The 20,099-nt window shown below is 54.5% G+C and carries 23 protein-coding genes and 1 CRISPR repeat array; of the genes, 7 read left to right on the top strand and 16 right to left on the bottom strand.

Features of this window, described 5'->3' with window-relative positions; genetic code table 11:
• Window positions 1–49 precede the first annotated feature (49 nt).
• A complete protein-coding gene (locus tag HFX_RS06545; protein WP_004057196.1) occupies window positions 50–658 on the top strand; it encodes a class I SAM-dependent methyltransferase in 609 nt (202 codons plus the stop codon).
• A gap of 933 nt (window positions 659–1,591) precedes the next feature.
• Here HFX_RS06545 and HFX_RS20610 read toward each other — a convergent pair.
• The 3 genes from HFX_RS20610 to HFX_RS06525 all read right to left on the bottom strand — a co-directional run bounded on the left by HFX_RS20610 (window position 1,592) and on the right by HFX_RS06525 (window position 3,401).
• Complete coding sequence (locus tag HFX_RS20610; RefSeq protein ID WP_004057198.1) at window positions 1,592–1,882, bottom strand: DUF7521 family protein; 291 nt, start codon at window positions 1,880–1,882, stop codon at window positions 1,592–1,594.
• The gene (locus HFX_RS06530) at window positions 1,879–2,241 is read right to left on the bottom strand and encodes a winged helix-turn-helix domain-containing protein (RefSeq protein ID WP_004057199.1); all 363 of its coding nucleotides are present in this window, start codon (window positions 2,239–2,241) and stop codon (window positions 1,879–1,881) included. The genes HFX_RS20610 and HFX_RS06530 overlap by 4 nt, the downstream gene beginning before the upstream one ends.
• A 215-nt stretch (window positions 2,242–2,456) precedes the next feature.
• Window positions 2,457–3,401 carry a halocyanin domain-containing protein gene (locus HFX_RS06525; RefSeq protein ID WP_014732278.1) on the bottom strand — a complete coding sequence of 315 codons (945 nt, stop codon included), beginning with the start codon at window positions 3,399–3,401 and terminating at the stop codon, window positions 2,457–2,459.
• Between the two features lie 431 nt (window positions 3,402–3,832).
• Between HFX_RS06525 and HFX_RS06520 the strand changes: the two genes are divergently transcribed.
• Window positions 3,833–4,480 carry a DUF4097 family beta strand repeat-containing protein gene (locus HFX_RS06520; RefSeq protein WP_004057201.1) on the top strand — a complete coding sequence of 216 codons (648 nt, stop codon included), beginning with the start codon at window positions 3,833–3,835 and terminating at the stop codon, window positions 4,478–4,480.
• Between the two features lie 425 nt (window positions 4,481–4,905).
• On the opposite strand, the gene HFX_RS06515 is transcribed toward HFX_RS06520, so the two are convergent.
• The 7 genes from HFX_RS06515 to HFX_RS06480 all read right to left on the bottom strand — a co-directional run bounded on the left by HFX_RS06515 (window position 4,906) and on the right by HFX_RS06480 (window position 11,892).
• The gene (locus tag HFX_RS06515; RefSeq protein WP_004057202.1) at window positions 4,906–5,175 is read right to left on the bottom strand and encodes a DUF7571 family protein; all 270 of its coding nucleotides are present in this window, start codon (window positions 5,173–5,175) and stop codon (window positions 4,906–4,908) included.
• A 991-nt stretch (window positions 5,176–6,166) separates the two neighbouring features.
• Window positions 6,167–7,509: direct repeats of the CRISPR family, unit length 30 nt; unit sequence GCTTCAACCCAACTAGGGTTCGTCTGTAAC.
• 1,013 nt (window positions 7,510–8,522) lie between these two features.
• On the bottom strand, window positions 8,523–9,566 hold the full coding sequence (locus HFX_RS06505) for a tyrosine-type recombinase/integrase (protein WP_014732275.1): 1,044 nt from the start codon (window positions 9,564–9,566) through the stop codon (window positions 8,523–8,525).
• The gene (locus tag HFX_RS06500) at window positions 9,554–9,853 is read right to left on the bottom strand and encodes a hypothetical protein (RefSeq protein ID WP_004057204.1); all 300 of its coding nucleotides are present in this window, start codon (window positions 9,851–9,853) and stop codon (window positions 9,554–9,556) included. The genes HFX_RS06505 and HFX_RS06500 overlap by 13 nt, the downstream gene beginning before the upstream one ends.
• Window positions 9,846–10,163, bottom strand: a complete 318-nt coding sequence (locus HFX_RS06495) for a hypothetical protein (protein ID WP_004057205.1) — start codon at window positions 10,161–10,163, stop codon at window positions 9,846–9,848. Before HFX_RS06495 ends, HFX_RS06500 begins: the two co-directional genes overlap by 8 nt.
• Window positions 10,160–10,933 (bottom strand): hypothetical protein, encoded by a 774-nt coding sequence (locus HFX_RS06490; protein WP_231512897.1) that lies wholly within the window; start codon window positions 10,931–10,933, stop codon window positions 10,160–10,162. Before HFX_RS06490 ends, HFX_RS06495 begins: the two co-directional genes overlap by 4 nt.
• Window positions 10,930–11,685, bottom strand: a complete 756-nt coding sequence (locus HFX_RS20605; RefSeq protein ID WP_004057207.1) for a helix-turn-helix transcriptional regulator — start codon at window positions 11,683–11,685, stop codon at window positions 10,930–10,932. The genes HFX_RS06490 and HFX_RS20605 overlap by 4 nt, the downstream gene beginning before the upstream one ends.
• 3 nt (window positions 11,686–11,688) lie before the next feature.
• A complete protein-coding gene (locus HFX_RS06480; RefSeq protein ID WP_004057208.1) occupies window positions 11,689–11,892 on the bottom strand; it encodes a hypothetical protein in 204 nt (67 codons plus the stop codon).
• 189 nt (window positions 11,893–12,081) lie between these two features.
• On the opposite strand from HFX_RS06480, the gene HFX_RS06475 reads away from it, so the two are divergent.
• On the top strand, window positions 12,082–12,360 hold the full coding sequence (locus tag HFX_RS06475; protein WP_004057209.1) for a helix-turn-helix domain-containing protein: 279 nt from the start codon (window positions 12,082–12,084) through the stop codon (window positions 12,358–12,360).
• Window positions 12,361–12,366: 6 nt separating this feature from the next.
• Complete coding sequence (locus tag HFX_RS06470; RefSeq protein ID WP_320055129.1) at window positions 12,367–12,636, top strand: helix-turn-helix domain-containing protein; 270 nt, start codon at window positions 12,367–12,369, stop codon at window positions 12,634–12,636.
• A 38-nt stretch (window positions 12,637–12,674) separates the two neighbouring features.
• Here the strand turns inward: HFX_RS06470 and HFX_RS06465 are convergent, their stop codons facing one another.
• Complete coding sequence (locus HFX_RS06465) at window positions 12,675–12,947, bottom strand: hypothetical protein (protein ID WP_004057211.1); 273 nt, start codon at window positions 12,945–12,947, stop codon at window positions 12,675–12,677.
• 314 nt (window positions 12,948–13,261) lie between these two features.
• Here HFX_RS06465 and HFX_RS06460 point away from each other — a divergent pair, with 314 nt between their 5' ends.
• The 3 genes from HFX_RS06460 (at window position 13,262) to HFX_RS06455 (ending at window position 14,738) form a co-directional block, all read left to right on the top strand.
• Entirely contained in the window at window positions 13,262–13,783 is a 522-nt protein-coding gene (locus HFX_RS06460) for a hypothetical protein (protein ID WP_231512898.1), read from the top strand.
• Entirely contained in the window at window positions 13,780–14,169 is a 390-nt protein-coding gene (locus HFX_RS19630; protein ID WP_049917413.1) for a hypothetical protein, read from the top strand. Before HFX_RS06460 ends, HFX_RS19630 begins: the two co-directional genes overlap by 4 nt.
• Before the next feature lie 119 nt (window positions 14,170–14,288).
• Window positions 14,289–14,738 carry an HVO_A0114 family putative DNA-binding protein gene (locus HFX_RS06455; RefSeq protein WP_014732272.1) on the top strand — a complete coding sequence of 150 codons (450 nt, stop codon included), beginning with the start codon at window positions 14,289–14,291 and terminating at the stop codon, window positions 14,736–14,738.
• A gap of 88 nt (window positions 14,739–14,826) precedes the next feature.
• Here the strand turns inward: HFX_RS06455 and HFX_RS06450 are convergent, their stop codons facing one another.
• From HFX_RS06450 to HFX_RS06430, 5 genes are all read right to left on the bottom strand, one after another.
• A complete protein-coding gene (locus HFX_RS06450; protein ID WP_004057214.1) occupies window positions 14,827–15,333 on the bottom strand; it encodes a hypothetical protein in 507 nt (168 codons plus the stop codon).
• Window positions 15,330–15,656, bottom strand: coding sequence for a UPF0175 family protein (locus HFX_RS06445; protein WP_004057215.1), 327 nt, complete (start codon window positions 15,654–15,656; stop codon window positions 15,330–15,332). Before HFX_RS06445 ends, HFX_RS06450 begins: the two co-directional genes overlap by 4 nt.
• Before the next feature lie 363 nt (window positions 15,657–16,019).
• Complete coding sequence (locus HFX_RS06440; protein ID WP_004057217.1) at window positions 16,020–17,024, bottom strand: Cdc6/Cdc18 family protein; 1,005 nt, start codon at window positions 17,022–17,024, stop codon at window positions 16,020–16,022.
• Window positions 17,025–17,902: 878 nt separating this feature from the next.
• The gene (locus HFX_RS06435) at window positions 17,903–18,880 is read right to left on the bottom strand and encodes an outer membrane protein assembly factor BamB family protein (protein WP_014732271.1); all 978 of its coding nucleotides are present in this window, start codon (window positions 18,878–18,880) and stop codon (window positions 17,903–17,905) included.
• 263 nt (window positions 18,881–19,143) lie between these two features.
• A complete protein-coding gene (locus HFX_RS06430; protein ID WP_004057219.1) occupies window positions 19,144–19,971 on the bottom strand; it encodes a polysaccharide deacetylase family protein in 828 nt (275 codons plus the stop codon).
• Between the last annotated feature and the right edge of the window lie 128 nt (window positions 19,972–20,099).

Genomic DNA, 20,099 nt, shown 5'->3' with positions numbered 1-20,099 from the left:
AAGGCAGGTGAGTGACAAAAGTAACAACACTCGATACTGAGGACCGGATATGGATGAGGTCACTAGCACGTCCACCGTCTACGAAAGCAACTCCGAGGCGTTCGTCGAAAAGTACCGTTCGGAGTCGGTTGCGGCCCGTTTCGGCGACGACTTCTACACGGAACTATCCGGCAAACGTGTGTTAGACGTTGGATGCGGTCCCGGCGCTGATACTGAGACGTTCAGTTCCGACGGGTTCGACGTTGTCGGATTCGACCTCACTGCGTCGTTCATCGAGACCGCTCACGCGACGGTCCCTGACGCCTCGTTCGTTCGAGGCGATATGCGTCGACTCCCATTCCGTGACGAAACATTCGATGGTGTCTGGAGTTGCGCGTCATTTCTCCACGTTCCTCGTGCGAATGCTCCGGAGACGCTCCGCGAGTTTAGACGCGTGCTCGCTCCCGAGGGGGTCGCCTATCTCTCACTCAAACACGGCGAAACCAGCGGCTACGACCACGATGGTCGCTACTTCGAGCGCTATCTTCCTGAGGAAATCCGGTCGCTTCTCGCCGACGCGGGGTTCAGCTCGATAGATATTGACACGATGAACGTCGACGGTGGAAACAAGTGGTTGAACATCCTCGCGAGCATCGACAGTCGAACCTCCCCGGTTTGATTGCGCCGTAGTTGTGGACAGCAATAGCACTTCACCGAGCCGCCACTCCGTTGAATGCTCTAACGAAGAGGTATATCGGAATTACCCACATAAGAGCGAGGGCGACAACTCCGATCACCGTGTGGACCACCCCTGACTGAGAGGGTGTTGTTTGAAGGAAAATAAGTACAACAAACCAGAGCGTCAACGCTTGGAAAATCTCTGTCTTGTCCATGGAGGGTGCCTATACGAGGCACCAACACGACAAAATCAGTTTTGGTGATATGTGCCCGTCACCTGCGGTCGGTCCAATCACAACCAAAAACGGCTCACGTGGCGTTTCACCTCGTGAGGATACCGGGATCAACGCCGCCGAGAACCACTATCTCAACACAAGTAATAGACCCAAAAGGTGGTTGCTCAATGGAGCATGCCTCTGACAGCCGCAATTACTAATTTGTCAACGAGTATAATATGTTTTACGTGATACAGATTCTCGCGGTGCGTGTTTCGGGGACTCACTCTCCAAGTCGGTTCCACCGGGCGTAAAAAATACGCAGAGCCGTGACTCGCCCACGTACTCTCACCCGAGTCACACAAATTGTCCGCTGGCACGACCCACCGAAGGTTACGGTGGTAGGTCTCGTCGCAATCCCGTGACGATTCGGACGCTTTTCTTCTCGCTTCCATCGATGGTGCTTTTGGTGCTCTTCCAACTGACATCTATGTCGACTTTGGAGTGTCTCGGCGGACCTTTGTCTGAGAGTGGGTGTCGCTACCGTTGGGAGGAGAAATTCGACTATAGTAGCGTTTGCAAGTCAGTACACACTCGATCGACCGCTGTCGTGCGGTCGGATGTGTCACCAGTTGCAGACGCTACTATAGCGGTTGTTTCGTAAGCGGCAGGAGCAGCGCAGAGACCACCTCCGCACTCCGCCACGAGGTGGAGTCGAGTCACACTGACTGGCGAGTCACATACAGTGAAAGCGTGATAATCGCAAACCCAACCGCCGTTAGCGCAGTCTCGACGACAAGCGCAGTATCCGAAGCGAATAGCGGGAGTTGGTGAGCAACCCCCGCAAGCAACGACCCGAGCGTGACGACACCGAAGCCGACCGCAAGATAGCCCAGGCCAGTCACACCTGTTCTTCTGGCAGCCTTGGCTGCAAAGTACGTTACGAGGCACCCCAAAACGAGTGTCACTGTCTTCAGTGCGACCACTGCAAATGGGAGTTCCGTGTTCATAGTTCCTCACTGACCGCTGTCCAGAGTTGCGCAAGACGTTGGTCTGGCGTTTCATCGTCGGTGATGAGTTCGACGTCGAACGACTGTCCGTCTTCGAACGTCACGAACGCCCCGGTCGCGTTGCGGACGAATCGGGTCGTGTGGTTACCATCGTCTCGTATCTCTGTCCGCTCCTCGACGAGGTCAGCAGTGCTCAACATCCCCAGTTTTCGGTACGTACTCGTCTGTGGAAGGTCACAACGCTGCGCAACGTCAGATGCCGTTAGTGGCTCGTCAAGCGCGCGGAGAAGACGTCTGCACTCCTCGTCGGCAAGTGCTGTACACACCGCTTCGACCGCACAGGAATCAGACTCAGTCATTCGGCCCTCCGAAGACACCACTGCGACGGAACTGCTAACTTGCACATCGTGACACAGCATCCGCGTGTTAGCAACACCTGCCAGGAAAGGGTATGTAGTCCCGTAGTTGCCTGTGCGACCAGCCGATTTGCATCGTCGGGCATTGGTAGAGGAGGGACGTAGCCGCGAACGATTTCGAATAAGCTGTCAACAAATATAAATATTTGTGGTTCAGTTCACTCCACGATGACTGCGCCTTTCATCGCGAGTCCTTTGTGTGGCTCACAGGCGTAACAGTACGTGCCAGTCGTTTCGAACGTATGTTTGAACGTCTCTCCTGAGTCGACTGCAATCTCTCCCGAGTCGACGTCAGCCTCTTGGAAGACGATATTGTGCCCACCACCGTTGCCGGTCCACTCCCACGTAATTGTGGTTCCAGTCGAGATCTTCAAGACAGGTGGTTCGAACGCGTAGTTTCCACCGTTTCCGGACGTACCGACTCGAACGGATACGCTTTCGGTATCCGTCTCGTCGGCGACGGTCCCGTCGAAGTTACTGCTGTTTATCATCCATTCATCCACTCTTTCGTACCCTGTCGAAGGTGGTTCGGTAACGACAACGGCACCCTTCATTCCGCCGTTATAGTGCGGTTCGGAAACGAACAGGAACTCTCCTGGTTCGTCGAAGACGTAGTGATACGACGTTCCTCGCTGTGCGTTGGTTCGGCCGCTATCGAACGTCCCGTCGAGAGCGACGACGTTGTGTTCGCCGTGTCCGGTCCACTCCCACGTGACGTTCGTCATCGGCGGGACCTCGATTAGTGGCGGGTCGAACGCGGGTCCTCCGTCAGTCGGTATTCCGACGCTGACCGATACTTTCTCGTCTGGACCGTAACGCCGTGACTCACCATCGTACTCGTTGGCGTCCGAGAGCCACTCGTCAAGTGAGTCCGGTTCCGACAGTTCGGTGGCCTCGATAGTTGTCTCGCCGTCAGCACAGTTGTCAGTAGTTGTCTCCGTGTGCTTGCTCGAAGTCGTCGTCTCGCTGGTCGAGTCGGCGCCAGCGACGTTTTGCGTGTTCTCCTGCCTTGAACTAGCAGCAGAGAGACACCCGGCCATCGAGCCGAGGGTGACGAGGGCGCTTCCCTGGAGGAGCCGTCTACGTGTGGGTGTCCAATCCATTGCAATTTGTTGTACTGTTCTCTGAAAACCAATAACTGAGGAACAATTTCCAGAATCTGGAAATGCCTAGGGGCACGGCAACAGTACACGAAGGTCGAACACACTGGCCGAACTGATAACCACATTCAATGCTTTTTCTCCAATCAGTAGCCTGCGTATCGAACTGGGTGCACTTGGGCTCCTCTATGAGCTCTCGTCGGTAGTCTCTGCTCCGGGTGTCTACCACCTGTGTTCTGCCTTGAACCATGTGTTGCCCAGCACACCACGGGAACTAGTCGAAACCATTCGGAACTTAGTACGCCTGTGTTACATCCTAGCATGCGGGTGGCTCGGGTAAGTGACGCTTCCTGTTCACGTACTGAATACTGGGGAGAACCCTTATGACAACATTGAGCCGAGGCTTTCACACAATACTAACAGCCAGTGTTGTATTGTTCGTCGTAATCGCATTTACGGCCGGGCCCGTTGCAGCACGTCACAGCGACTCGGTCGAGGTCAAACACAGCGGAGACAACATCGAGGTCGAGACAGACGACTTCGACATCGACCTCCGGTCCGGAAGGGCTGAAATCGACACCCGTGACGTCGACTACGAGTTCGAAGGCGACCGCGTTGAGATCGACAGCGACGACCTCGATGTCGAAATTGACGGCTCCAACATCGAGGTCGAGGGGCGAGACAACGACCTCGATTTCGAGCTTCGCGACGACGGTGACGACCTCGATGTCGAGAGCGATGACTTCGACATCGAATTCAGAGATGGTGAATGGGAGGTCGAAAGTCACAACGGGGATCTCGAAATCGAGAGCCACGGCGACAGCGTGGAGATCGAAGGTGACAGCTTCGACATCGAAATCTTCAGGAGCCACGTCGAAATCGACAGCAGAGACTTCGATATCGAGATCGACTCGGACGGTGAGGTCGATATCGAGACAGACGACTTCGACGTCGAGTACGCCGACCCTGAACTCGACCTAGAGAGTGACAACCCTGACCTCGAACTCGAATTCGACGGCCAGAGAGTCGACATCGAAACAGACACACTCGACATCAGGACTGTATTGCGATCACGCCAATAAATATACAAATATAGTCAAAACACGCGTCGATTTTTCCGCCGTCATTTTTGCTCTGTGCGAGAAGGCGGCTTGATTCTGCTGGCCACCGCACCGGATATTAGTTGCGCGTCGCTGAGGTCGATACCCACGCCGAGTGGGGAACCTCAAAGCACGAACCACGAGGCTATTGGAGGCATATTGCAGTGAATCGTCTAGAGCACTGGCTTCTATAGTAGCGTTCGCAACTGGTGACACATCCAATCACACGACAGCGGTCGGTCGAGTGTGCACTGACTTGCAAACGCTACTATAGCTCTAACCGATGGGACTCATCTGTAACCGGCTACGAATTCGCCGGGGGAGCATTGATGCTGCACCAGTTGGGTGGTAGAGGTGTCTCTCAACTGTCTACGGGAGCCAAAATACTGTGAGGTCTCCAGTGTCGGTTAGGGAGACGCGATATCGCAATTCCAACCGGGGTCGTGTCCGGTGCGGTCGATGAGGTCGGATCGACACGCCGGACAATAGTCGGGCGTATCCGATTTATTCTGCGGGACGTACACTCCGCCACCGCACTCCACGCACGCATCAGCAACGATGGTTGCACAGTCCGCACAGATGTTGAAGTCGTCAACTGTGAGGTCGCGCAGGGATTCGAGTTGTTTATCCAAGATGTACTCGTCGATAACCGCCTGACAACTGTGACATGGCTTCATAGCGATACGCCGTGACACATGAAACCATGAAACAAAAACTTATTGGCACTGAGTTGAGGAATTCGCTGTCGCACAGTCTGCGAGTCAATGCCACGCACTTGGGCAGTTTCGAGACTCGATTGCTTCCGAGAATGGTTTTTTGGAGTTGGTTAGCCTCCAGCTGAGGCCTGTCTGATTGTTATTTCAGCCGACTTCTACTGAACTATCTGATAGGTGGGTGTGCGAGTCTAACAGCCAGTTCAATGCGAGAGTAGTGGCAAAATATATATATATATATATATATACTTCGAGATGAAGTCGATTTTGCTATGAGCCCTCCCTTCTCACGTCGTCGGCTTCTCGCACTCGGTGGTTCAGCCGGGGGAATTGCCCTCCGCTGGGTGCCTTGACGCCGTTACAGGAAACGAACAGCAGGTCTGCTCTTCGGGCTATCGTGACGTCGGAGAAGTGTTCATGAAGCGGTCGATAGTGGACTACCTTCGGTATGCGTCGTTGACGGTGCCACAATCTATTTCGCCAGGTGAGCAATTCGTGGCGACACTCACAAACGAGTCCACTGACCCACTCACCACACTTGGGAAACCGCGCTATATGATTCAGCGGTTAAGCTCTGACGACACGTGGCGGAATACCATCGGTGTGCCCGAAGAATATGAGTGGTCACCGTCTCAGCGAGTGCTGGAGCCTGGTGAAGAATTCCGATGGGAAATGACACTTAGCGCTAACGAATTTTCAGGTCCGTTCCAACGGTGTACGGCACACACACCAGCCACGTACCGATTCATTTACTGGGGGTTCTCCGAACATGATGCAGGCATCGCACTCGCCGCGCCATTCGAGGTCGTTGAATAGCGGCGAGTTGATACACTCACGCCCTGTAGTTACTGTTTGACCTTCGACTAGTTCCGGGAAGAGGTTAGTTTCGGAAGTCCTCACGAGAAAAGATTCGTTTGTAACCCAATGTAACGCTGCAGACTGGCGAGATCATCGTGCTTCAACCCAACTAGGGTTCGTCTGTAACTCGAGCAGCTGTCGTAACTGAGCGCGGTCTACTTGCTTCAACCCAACTAGGGTTCGTCTGTAACAACATTCATCATACCAACAGACACTCTCAAGGCTTGCTTCAACCCAACTAGGGTTCGTCTGTAACCACCCCGAGGAGGACCGAGTTCGCGGCGATGGCGAGGCTTCAACCCAACTAGGGTTCGTCTGTAACGATTACTCGGCCGAGACTGACGCCTCCCAGATTACCGAGCTTCAACCCAACTAGGGTTCGTCTGTAACTCCGTCCGTCCCGGTCCTCTCGACACCGGGACCCTCGGCTTCAACCCAACTAGGGTTCGTCTGTAACTCCCCATAGAGCGCGTTCTCGACGGTCCCCATGTCGCGCTTCAACCCAACTAGGGTTCGTCTGTAACCACGAACTGCTCATTTCGCCGCGGTCGCACATCTCGCTTCAACCCAACTAGGGTTCGTCTGTAACGATTCCGAGTTGATTACACGACGGGGACAGGCAATGCTTCAACCCAACTAGGGTTCGTCTGTAACGTTGTCGCGGCAGACGCACAGAATAACACAGACGGCTTCAACCCAACTAGGGTTCGTCTGTAACAGCAGACGATTGCCGTGGGGGGCAACGGGCCGGGGCTTCAACCCAACTAGGGTTCGTCTGTAACTGGCTCGCCCGGCACTCCCGACATCCCCAGCGGGAGCTTCAACCCAACTAGGGTTCGTCTGTAACTGCTTGGCTAATTTCGCCCTCCCCGACGTTGTGGAAGCTTCAACCCAACTAGGGTTCGTCTGTAACCCATCCGTGTCGCCATGTAACCAGACTTGATTGTCGTGCTTCAACCCAACTAGGGTTCGTCTGTAACTAGGGTCTCTACAACTTTTTCTTCACCAGTGGGTTCGCTTCAACCCAACTAGGGTTCGTCTGTAACGATATTCGTAGACATTCGGGCAGGAGGGATAAAGAGGCTTCAACCCAACTAGGGTTCGTCTGTAACGCGGCGTTTCGACTCGGCTTCGTCGCGAGTCTTGTCGCTTCAACCCAACTAGGGTTCGTCTGTAACCGCCCGCCCGTCATCGAGGACGGCGAGCGGCTTCTTGCTTCAACCCAACTAGGGTTCGTCTGTAACTCGGATGCGACTGTCTGACGGCCGCTGGAGGCCACAGGCTTCAACCCAACTAGGGTTCGTCTGTAACTCCGTGTCGCCATGCAACCAGACTTGATTGTCGTGGCTTCAACCCAACTAGGGTTCGTCTGTAACAACTGGCGCAGACACCGCGTTCGCCATCCTGTTCGCTTCAACCCAACTAGGGTTCGTCTGTAACCATGCCCGATTCGAGGGTATACAGCCTCCTACACACTACTCCCACTCAACAGTTTCCGTCGACCCCCAATACCCCCCAACCCCCCGGGGGGTCGACGGAAATTCAGGTCAAGACCCACGTAACGGACTTCCGAGAACACCGGGACGCGCGATACACCAATTCCTCAAAATGATAAAAATTAAACTAACTGTCGTTCTACTTATGACATGGACAAGCGAGTAGTCGCAGTAACAGTCCTCATCTATACGATTCTCGCGGGAATCATTACTGTCGGTGCTATCTATCTAACGACACACTCTGGGTTATATCTCGTCCTGACCGCAATTATCGGGGTCGTGTTGGTAGCTCTCGGTGGTGGTCAAGCAGGAAGGACGAATGTGACTAGTGAAGGCGTCCAGGAAAAAGAAGCCATTGGCAGAGGAGTGGTTGGGAATATTCACTTACCATCAACATCTGGAACGGACAGTACTCGAATTATTTTAATCTGCTATGGCTTGGGTCTGTTTCTTTGGTCTGTGATTATTCTTCAGTTTTTCAGATCTGGGCTCCAATGACACTCTTAGACTGGCACTGTCTATAGTAGCGTTTGCAACTGGTGACACAGCCAATCGCACGATAGCGGTCGATCGAGTGTGCAATGACTTGCAAACGCTACTATAGGTAACCCAGTTTGAGAAGCGAGTAGGTCGTTGAGTTAGTTGCTCGGAATACTCGCAGCCCTGCACATCGAGTGCTTTGCGGCGGATATGAAGAACTGTAGGATGGAGAGCAGACTGCAGCCTGCATGGGATATTGGGACGGTGGGATTTGAACCTCAGTCGCTCTGCTCGCTTCGCTCGCGACGCTCCCTGGTTTAAATCCTCCGGGTGCCTTACACACAAAATCACGCCGTCCGCGCGCGACGGAGCGCTCGCTATGTGGGTGATTTTTGAGAGAAAATGGGGCCGGAGGGATGTGCACTAGACGGGAAAACCGAAGGGACCGCCTTGCTGTCGGTCGATTCTGAAAGCATCTCACGCACCTTCCTCGATATCGAGTTCGAGCGCGATTTCTTGACGGCGCTCACGGAATCGCTCAAGCTCGTCGGCTTTGTCGTAGTAGCGACGAATCGTCGCAGGCGCAGCGTTCACACGCTCCGCGACAAGCTCAATCGGGATGCCACGGTCAAGTTGCCACGTAATCGATCCCGTCCGAATCGCATGCGGAGACCGCGACGACGGGCACTGACTCGACTTGTTACGATTCGTGTACGAACACGAATGGCGATCACGACCGTGAGGACAGGCGCGGTAAAGACACGGCTGCGTCGCGAGGTACGACCAGCAGCGAAACGTCGTATCTGACGGACGGCCCTGACGAGCGGCGAACAGCGGCTCTCGCCCGCTATCATCGCGTTTGTCGGACCGCTCGCGGGCGATGTACGTATTGAGAACATCGACAACCGTCTTCGGAACGCCGACAATACGCTCACCATCGGTCTTGTTCTTCAGTGGCGTGCCAGAATCAGGGCGGTGAACGAACTGGAACGTCTGTTCACTGGCATCAAAATCGGAGAGGTCCAGCGAACGAAGGCCACCCATTCGAGCACCAGTATGCCACGCTACTTCGAGGAGAGCGTGCCACGCGGTTCCGTAGTACTGCGTCGAGCTTCGATAAAACTCAAGCAGAGACTTTGCCTCGTCGGTTTCGAGTTTATCGTCGCTTGTCTGCTGGTCCTTGGTCAGTTTTGGTACTTCGACCTTATCCAGAAGGTCTTCATCGACAACCTCGATACGGACGCAGTACTTGAGGAGTTGCCGAACGGCGGTCATCGAGCCCTTGATAGTGGCGGGAGCGACGTCCTGTGCCGACCGGAACGCAAGGAACTCGTCAAGGTGCCAGCCCGTGAGTTCCGACATCGACTCGATGTTCTCGGACTCACACCAGTGCACGAAAACATTCAGGCGGTTCGAATAGCTCCGAACCGTCCTCTCCGTTGAGTTTCGCTTTCGACGGGCAAGGAACCGCTCGCGAGCCTCGCGAGGCGAGAGATCGCGCGGACCACTCACAGGGACCACCTCGCGCGGTGGACAACCTCACCATCGACGACCTCGGACTCAACGTCCAAGTCATCGACATCAACACCCATCTTCGTCGAAACCTCAGCGACGAACTCGCGCTCGGACCGACCACGAAGGTAATCCTCGATGTCGTCGACAGCGGCGTTGAGATTCCAGAGTGCGCGCTTGAGACGACCACGTTCCGCAGCGTTCGACTCCGACTCACGGACCGACCGGGTCACCCCCATGACGTGGTCGATGTCCGAAAGTGTCGCACCAAGACGCTGGGACTCAACGTTACTCATCGTGGACCTCCGGTCGAGCAAAGGTAATCGAGCGACCGTCGAAGCTCACCGACTTGACGGACCACCCGAACGACTGCGCGACATCCAGCGTCGCCTCGATAGCAAACACGTCGTTTGGGTCGAACCAGACCGTCTCGGAGCCGTCACGGTCGCACTCGATGTGCTGGACGCCTTCTAGGCCGTTGACAGTCTGGAGCCACTCAGAAAGGTGAATTTCCTCGTACTGGAGCGCCTCACGGATGAGTTGACGACTGCGCTCGTGATTCACATCGTCGAGTGCCTCCTGGAGACGATGAATCGCGGCGGTCATCGTTCTGCCTCCTGCTCAATGGCTTCGAGAACGTCGACGGTCGGTTGAACCCGAAGGTCGTGCTTGTAGGCGGTGAGCAGTCGGGCCATCTGGTTCACGTCGAGACCGGTTCGGTCGACTTCATCGAATGCATCAAAGACGGCCCGAATATCGCCCTTGTTCAGTCCAGAGTGCTTCCCGTAGAGGTACGCGACGAGGTCCTCACGACTGAGGTCCCGAGAGAAGTCGAGCAGTGCCGTCCGAACTTGCTCGACCGCCTCGACATGTTCGGACCACGACTCAGAGAAGTGCTTCGCGAAGAGGTCCTTCTCCTCGTCATCGAACGCGAGTTCGTGCTTCGCACGGGCGCCGACGATTGCCTCGCGCGCCTCACCGTACTTCCCGTCGGTGATGAGTTCGTGGATCTTCTCGGTCTCGTAATCGTTCAGCGCATCCTCCTCGTGGAGTTCCTCAACGAGACTTTTCAGTTTCTGACGAACGTTCTGGAGTCGCTCGCGAGCCTCGTTGAACTGCTCTTTCTGCTCTTCGGCATCCGTGAGAAGGTCCTCCAACGGGTTCTCGTTAACATCGCGACCGCCGTCGGTCTCAATACCGTCCCCTCGGTCGACCGACGCGAGGCCGACCTTGTGAACGAACATCCCTTCGCCGCCCTCGAGGTCGCGGTCGATATCGGCCATCCGCCACTCGCGTTCGTCCTCGTGGCGCATCTCCATCTCGCAGGGAGAGCAGTACGCGCCCTTGGACGGCGACCCGCAGCGCTTGCAACTCACCGCTCTTCACCCTCCTGATGACCGTGGCCGCAGTCCCAACAGTACACTTCACCGGCAGCGACAACTGCATCGCCTGAGCCGCACTTGGGACACTCACTCGACTCTTCGGCAGTCGTCCCTTCTGGGAGTTGGAACTCGCCACCGTCAGCAACCGCCTCGGAGACTTCAAGACCGGCGAGGTGGGCCATGTGTTCAGCCTCTCCAGCGACCATCGCACGAGCGAGTCCGGTCGACGCGTAGGAGTTCGTCCGGCGGTCGATTTCGCCCTTCTCAACGACGTCCATCTCCACGAGGTCATCGAGATTCGGGTAGAGTTGACCATGACCCACTTCCTTCCCGTAGCGTTCGCTAAGGACTTCCTTGATAGCGAGACCATACGGGACGTCGCCATCGTTCTCGAGTTCGATGATGGCTTTCACGAGTTGCTGCTGGATTTCTCTTAGGTCAATCCAGCGGACGCCGCCATCGGCGACAGCACGCTCAGAAGAATCCTCAGCAACACGCTCAATCTTCCAGCGGAGCGGACTCGACGCGCCGGGGTTCCACTTCGTGAACTTGAGACCGGGAACGTCCATCGGCTCAACGCCGTCATGAGAGCCGTTGATGCGCCCGAGCCAGTAGCCGACTTCGTGGCTACTGAGGCCGGTCTCGGTGGCGATGCGGCGCGCCGTGTAGACGAGCCAGTCACCGGGAGTGATTTCCGCGCGAAGATGCGCGACGATACAATCGAGGTTCTCAGAGTCGTAGCTCATGGTTCAGAAGTCCTCCAGTTGCGCGATATCGCTCGCGCGGACGAATCCGAGTTCACAGCCACACGGCTCAACAGTGTGACGGCCGGGGCCACTCGCGGCGAAGCCTTCGATGAGACTCCCACACGCGAGGCAGTTTGCAGACCGTTCTGCGGTCGTGTCGGGGGGTTTATCAATTACCCCCGAGAGGGTTTCAGCGGTCGTCATCATGGCCGACGACCCTTGACCGGGCTCCTGTTCCAGCAGGGGTCCGGGATTTTCCTCGGACCTGTCGCATCCGGTGAGAGTCGTCAGTATCGACAATGAGAGGCATCCGATATAAATTCTATCCACTATCGTAGAGAAATAGACTCCCCTATAGTAGATGGGTTTAACTACGATAGCCGTGATTTTTGAACAATGTCTGACGAGTTCCTCAGAGAGATGGTCAATCGAATCTCGTGGTTCTCGCCCGTAGATTACGAGATAATGCTGTTCTATGAGGACCACGACATCGCTGTGACAGCGAAATCGATTGCGGCCAATATCGATTACCACCGACAGTACGTCAACAAACGAATGCGCGTATTGGAGGATGCAGGCCTCTTCTCTAACGAGGAGGGTATCTACGAACTCACGGAGTTCGGCCGCGAGTTCCTCGCTGGGAACGTCGATGAGGACGAACTTCCCGAACCCTGAGTCTGAATGCGCCGCCGAGCCAGATGGATGACCGGAAATGACGATAAAATCCTTGAGCTCCTCGCTCAGGGTCGTCTGGCGCTTAACAAGAAGGCTATCATGGTTAACTTCGAACTCCGTGATATCGACATATCTTACTCGACTGTGAAGCGTCGTCTGCCGATGCTGGAAGAGGCAGGACTCGTAAAGATGGTCCGCGAGCAAGGCGGCTACTACCAGATTACAGACGATGGTCTGGCGTATCTGAACGAGGAGTTCGAGCCACCTGAACTCTAATCCCAACCACCGATTCTCAAGGAACCATAGGTTCGACACTACCAATCGACCCCCAACTGCACGAAGACCTCGCGCATCCACTCCGGTTCTCTGGGGTCGTCAACCCGTCCCTCATCATCGAACCCGTCGATGAGCGTCGCAATCTCGTTACTATCAATTCCGTAGACCCACCGCCGAGCGCCGTGATGAACGTCGAGGCGAGCGGCATAGTCAGCGTCTGAGGTAATCTCGATTCGGACTTGTAGACCGTTCAGCAACCGGAGCGTCCGACTGGTTCCGGTGCGCGATCTTCCCCCAATTGTCGTGGACATGCTGAGTCCGATGATAATCTGGTATATACGGTTTGACGGGTGATGAACGAATCTTCCAATTTTGAGGGGCTAAAACGTCGAATTCCCGCTTGGGATTAGCTCTATCACCGAATGAGTGAAAATGAACGAATGAACGAATAACCGCGCCGTCTGGCGATTAGCGCGGTGAACGAATCTGGAAACAGCTATAGAAAGTATCGATAGTGATTTTCAAATTTCACCAAGTGGTTAGATACCTATTTACTGCGAGAATACACTACTTTCACTAATATCTCCCTCGATAATTTTATTGTCCCATTCAATATTTGTCTGGTATGTCAGTAATGCACATTATCAGAATGCTCACCGCGGTTGGGGTTCTGATTGCACTCGGGTCAGCTGGTTTTATAGCTGCTGACACATCTGGGAATGATGCAACCAACTTGGGATTGGCAGAAATATTCCAAACAGCGGATAATCCGTGGGGAGAGCCAACTATTGAGGTGTATGTCAATGCGACAGAGGAACATAACGAGGAGCGCGCAGCATTAGAGCTAGCCCGGTTCGCTAATACGACCGACCGAGAAGTCGAATTCACCCGGGTTAATTCCAGCACAAGTGCTGACCTTGTTATTGAATACACCGAGGGGGTCAATTGTGTGAGTAGACGGCCTACGGCTAGTTGTGCATTTGTTGAAGGACCAAAAAACACCACTATGATCCATGACGCAACAATCACGATAGATCGAGACTTGCCGCCTAGCGACTCGCGCAACACTCTTAGGGATAGTTTAGACTATGTTTTCCACGTCGATGAAGAGATGGCAGAGGCCATTGAACAGGGTGATATACTATGAGCCAGAAGCCCATTGGCACGACTAAGTCAGAGTTCAGTGAAGCTCTCAAACATGAATTCAACCGACTCTTAGGTGGAACTACGATAAGGAAAACCTCTGGAGCGTCAGAGCTCGTTGCAGGGATTCTTCTGTACCCCTACACTGTTCTCAGTGCAATAACACGGATTACATTGCTCATCGGACTCGTGACCGCGTTCTCTCCTTTGGGACGGTTATACCGAGTAACATCCGACATATTGTTGTTTGTTGTTGTTTCGTTAACGCTCGTGGGCCTCGCTCCAGTTTCTGCCAGTCAGGCTCTTCCAACGGTTATCGCTACTCCACTCGACGCTGTAGGTGAGTCCCTCGCAGGCATTCTTATTGCTCTGATGAATATTATCGTATGAATTGAAAGTCGGAGCCAGGTGAACCATCTCAATGGCAATTTCGCTTGTATTGTTTGAGCTAGTCAGGCTGGTCAACTTTATTATCTAATTTGACGTGGGGCCATCCTATGATGATACCCATGTCAGACACTACGTCGCCGCTGCACCCGATGGAACGCGAACAGCTCCTGGCTGAATCAACGCTCGTCGTCACGGTGAAATCCTCCGACGAGTTCTACGAAGACGTTACCGAGAGTATCCGGTCGCTCGAGCGTGGCGATGCTGTGGACTCGACCCCGACACTCTCGTTCACTAGTTACGACGACCTCATGGAGACGCTGACGCCGCGTGTACTCGACCTCATCGAGGCAATCCGCCACGAAGAGCCATCCAGTATCAACGAGACCGCACGGGTCGTTGACCGCGACGTGAAGAACGTCCACGAAGAACTCAGTCGGCTTGCCCGGCTGGGCGTCATCTTCTTCGAAGAAGATGGCCAGAGCAAGCGCCCAGTCGTCTGGTTCGATGAACTCGTCATCAACCTCCCATTCGATATGGAGAACAGTGATACTGCAACTAGAACCAAATAATAAGGCTCTCACAGAATTCAGTAAGGGAACACGATCACCTAGTCTTAGCCTTATTTCACCTATCCTCAAATCACTACAATACAACCACTCACTCTTCAAGAAAGACGGCGAAGTCACGGGCGGGAGACCGAAACCCAGCTTCATCGATCCAGCGTTTGAGGTACTCGTCAGCGGTCTCTACCGAAATCTCACCATCTTCGACGAAACGTACCAGGAGTCCGATTGACCCGGTCAAGCCCACGCCACGTTGCTTCGCAGTAGCACGCGCATCTCCATCGTCAGTGATAACGGTTCCATCGGCGGCCTCCGCAACGGCTATAGCCTGCGCTTCTCCAGGGTCCAACGTTTCCAGAAGCTTCTCTTCTAATTTCTCTGCTGAGGAAGACGGAGTGACTACGGGGATTCCCTCTTCCAGTACGGCTAATGCATGTTCAAGATACAGATGGGTCTCAGTCCCTTCTTCGAGTTCTTCTTGGACAGCATCCACGGTCACGAGTCGCGGTAAATCCAATAATAACTCGATGTGATTCACCTGAGCAAAATTCGAGAGGACAGTAGTGTTGAGTACTGTCGCGTTCTTCGGCGCTCCTGTCATTCGAGGTTACGAGCGGTTTCTATTTCGTCTCTCGCGGCAGCCATATCTTCGGGGCCGAATCGTAGCTCAACTCCCTCTTCTCGCAGTATGCCTCTCATCTCGAACCGGTTGACACCAGCGAGGCGGGCAGCAGTACCCAAGGTAATCTCCCCGTCGTCGTAAAGCGATACCGCGGCGGCAATCCGCGCGTTCTCGTTTTCTTCGAAATACGCCCGTAAGACGTGGCGAATGGCATCGCTTTTGTTTTCGAAGATACCCGCTTTGACAGCCCCCTCCATGAGGTCGGTAAGATCGTTTGGAATGGTTGCGGTGGTTCGGGACATGCCTTCACTCAATGCATGGTCTTCATACAATATATGAATTTTGCCGAGCGTACTATCCCTCTTCTGAGGTGTAGCAGTTATCACATTCCCAATACTCATAGGACAACTCTTCTCCAGTCCACTTCACGACATCGTGACCCTCCCACTCACCTGTCTTCTCGTATTCACCCCCACTGTCCTCGTCCGGGACGGTGAACTCACCGAAATAGTGACCCCCATCATATGTTCCATCCTCGTAGACGGTACTTCGGATTGTTTTACCACAATCGACGCAATTCCTCTCGATGGTGCGTTTTTTCTTCGACATGAGGTAATCAGAAGCAATTGATTGTACAGGACCGATACTCTTGACAGTTCCGCGGTTCAGGGTTCGACAAGCCGATACCGGGTACCTCTCGTCGCACCCTCCTTTTCGATGAGTCGATAGCGTTCAAGCGCACCGAGGTAGCGTCGGCGCGTCACCTTCGCTTTTGGAGAGCCAATTCGTCGCTCGTACTCAGCGTGGAGTTCCGACGAAGAGAGTTCACCGTGCTCGTAAACGATATCGTAGAGCAGTCGCTTGTGTGTCGAGAGACGCTCGACGTTCCGCTCGTGGACTTCGCCAGCCGCACCATCGGAAACCTCGTCGACGAGGCCGGGACTGAGCGCACAGAGTTCTTCCTGATCGGCACGCTCGGCAGCACGTCGGAGATTGGTAATCGCAAGACGAGCGTCTCCCGCAGCAAGCGACGCCATGTGTTGGATAGTCGCCTCGTCGACCGCGCCCGGGTCGAGACCGTACTCGACGCGAGCGCGGATGATGTCTGCAATCTCCCGGTCGCGGTACTTCTCCAATTTCACTGACGCCGCAGCACGTGCCCGCGAGGAGACGCGCATGTCCAGACCGGAGATAAACGCATCCTCGGAGACACAGACCATCAGCGTCGTCACGTTCGGAATATCGTAGAGCATCGCAATGAGCGACGGGTCTTCGAGGACGTCCACTTCATCGAGAATGACGACAAACTGTTCGTCGAGGTCCCGAATCTTGTCGAGATACTCGCCGACTGGGGTACTCCCGCGGTCGAATTCGATGCCGAGGTTCGCATCACGCATCAGAGAGTGTAGGACACCAGCGTTCGTGGAGTTCGAGAGGCAGTTAGCGTAGGCAGCCCTCGCACCGAGCGTCGCACGTTCTAGCTCGGCTGTGACGAATTTGGCGAGCGTTGTTTTCCCAGCCCCCGATGGACCAGTAATCAGGATATCCTCACCAGACTCGTCGTTCTCAATCGGAGCGAGATAAGACGAGAGATGTCCGATTTCGGCATTTCGATGTTCGAGATCTGCAGGGACGAAGTTGTCGCGAAGTGCCCGGGCATCGCGTATCATGCCCAGACCCTTCGCAATACCAGGATTTCAATAATTGCAAACCACAGTGAAAGTAAACATCGGTACCAAAATACCCCGATTGGCCTTGACGGCTCTGTTTAAATACTCATTCGCTGATATTTTGTTGAGTTCATGCTGAATAGAGTGCAAGTCGGTCAGCAACTGACGTGAGTGCGGCAGGATAGATGCAGGAAATGTGGTCGCTAACAGTTTATTGCGGCTGGGAATCATAAAGTTGACAGATGAACAATATATATCTCGGAATCCTTGCTTGTGGTAATCTTCTGATAGCCCTGAATACGTCCGTTTCAGGCACAATAGTCAATCGGTGGTGTTCTGTCCCCTGTCGGTGGATTCCTCCTCCTTGGAGAATTATTCGAGTCACAGAGTGCTGCCAGTTGAACCACTCTTCAATAAGCGTGTGCTGAACACACCCCTATATGTGTCACACGGCTGCTGTCAGGTTCTAAGGATTTCAACAGAGCCGCCTTGACCGAACGCGCCGCCCATCCGATCGTCCGGGTACCTGTCGTGTTCGTCGCCACACAGAGGTCACTCCAACGGGGGTGCGGACCACTCGATTGCTTCTTTGCGGATGAATGGTTCCCTGATACGCGTCGCACGAGTCACACACGTTGCTCCAGACCTTCCTCCCGAGCGATTTGCTGAACGCCCGCTGGACGTTGTAGTCCGGATGGTCGGATAGCTGTTCTCCAAGTTCGGAGTCGAGCGAGCCGTCGTGTGGCCACACGACCCGCGTGTCTTCACCGTATTTCCAGCAGTCCGTCTTCCATCGGTGTACGTCGGTTTTACCCATGAGTAGTACTGGTGGGCACGTTCCCGCGCGGCTTCGACCACTTCGTCGATGGGGTCGATTGTTAAGCCTCGGCGAGTGCGTACACCGTTCCCTCGGCGTCTCCGACATACACCGTCCCGTTAACCGGAACTGGGGAGCCCCAGATTGCCGGTGAACCAGTATCGTACTGCCAGCGAATTGACCCATCCTCTACGTTCAGTGCGTAAACAACACCATCGAATGCACCGACATAGACCGTGTCGCGGACGACCGCAGGGTCAGCTCTAGCGAGCGGTCGCTCAGTCTCAACCGACCACTGCTGGCTTCCGTCTTCTGTGGCGAACGCTCGTACTGTACCCTCATAATCGAGAACGAACGCGCTCCCATCTGCGACAGCTACACTCGAACGTGTCTGCTGAGGAACATCAACCATCCACGAGCGGTCACCAGTGTCTCGACTAATCGCGTGCAGCTTCCCATCGGTACTCGCTACGTAGACCGAGGCTTCATCTACGGCGGGTGCAGCGTCGAAACTCGCTCGTTCGACCGATGTGAACTGCCATCGTTGTTTCCCGGTATTTGTATTTAGCGCGCGGAGTGGAGATCCGACTCCACCGACGAACACAGTTTCCTCGGTTACTGCCGGTGCAGCCATCGTCCCATCTTCAAGCGATTCCTGCCACTGGACCGAACCATCGTCTGAGTCTATCGCATAGAGGGCTGCATCCTCTCCAATACTCCCTGCGTAGAGACGGTTTTCGGTGGCAGTTATCCCCCCCACGAAGCGTTGCGATGGAACTGCGGTCCACTTGTGCTCCCCTCCTTGTGTGGAGTACGCACGTACTCCACCATCTTGTGAACCTGCACAGACGAGGTCACCGACGACGGCTGGTGAAGAACGGACCTCAGTTCGCTGGCTCGATAGCGCAGTAGACCACTTCGCGTCGCCGTCCTTTTCGTCCAACGCCCTGATTTTCCCATCGTAACTCGCGACGAACACCGTTTCTCCCGCAACAGCAGGACTCGTTGCAGCTCGCTGTCTCGTGTCGACAGACCACACCTTCTCAACTTCAGCTCTCGGCGCACTCCCCTCTGGCCGATAGGCGAGGTTTGCCGAACCACCACCGAGCTGGTGCCAGTTCCGCTGTCCAATAGCGCGTGGGATACTCTCTTGAGAGTCTGTCGCGGAACCTATGGAAGACCCATTAATCGAATTACAACCGGCGAGGCAGCCGAGAGCACCAGTCGCTGTACTTAAAAGAAAATTCCGCCTCGTTCGTTGGTCGACGCTGGTTTCGCTACTCATTGATTTAATCCTAGATATCAAACACCATAATAACCATGAACTTCCCAGTTGAAGTCCGAATCCGGAAGTTCTGTGTCGAAACCGAGTTTTCTGTCACCACGGATTGCAATAGCAGCGTTCAGGCTCGTCGCCTTTTGCGCTCCGTCGTAGGGGCTGCCTTTAAACTTCGTCTTTACGTGACCTGCGTCGTCGACGTCAGCATCAACTGTCGTGACGTACCCCTCATACACGTCTGACGAACCACTAATTCCGACAGTCGGGGTTGCATCGCTACCAGTACCGACCGTAATACCGAATGAGACGTTTTTCCCGTGTTTTTTCTCCCTAACTGCAGGATCGAATTTCAGTACGTCGAACTGGCTGAGTACGTCGATCTTATTCGTCATCCAATCAATCCCACCAGGAGAGTACGGCTTATCGAGGGGCGTTCCGCCGGACCAGAGCCACACCGCGTACGTCCAACGACCGTTAGGTTCAGGCTCGTACGCTCGGTACAGCATGACCAAGTTGTCTACCTTCGCGTACTTAACATTGCTGACGTCGTCGGTAATGTAGTACGAGTTGTTCCATCCACCGATTTCGTCGCAACCGCTTAGATCAGGATTCTGATTCATCGTGCCGAACCCACCGTCGTCAGTACCTGGCACGATACTGGAGGCGTCAGTATTATGTTTGTCTGCTGTATTCTTTGCGATCTCTCGCATCTCCTCGGGACGTTTCATCTCCGACCCCGAGAGATCCATAGTGAACCCTCCTGTACCTTCTCGCGCAGCAACATCATTGTCTGCAGAAGCCGTCCCCATGATCGAGAGACCGACGCCCGCCGTTGCAATGTTCTTCAACATTTGCCTTCGTCGTTGATTAGGCATTCAATTCCTTGTTAATAATGTTAGAACAAAATACTTTCTGTTTCATTAATTGGTTGGCATCTCTTCGACTGATGTTCTTCAGTCGAGCGATTGATGTGGTCGTT

Source organism: Haloferax mediterranei ATCC 33500, assembly GCF_000306765.2.
Lineage (GTDB): Archaea > Halobacteriota > Halobacteria > Halobacteriales > Haloferacaceae > Haloferax > Haloferax mediterranei.
This window is presented reverse-complemented; position numbering and strand designations above follow the sequence as displayed.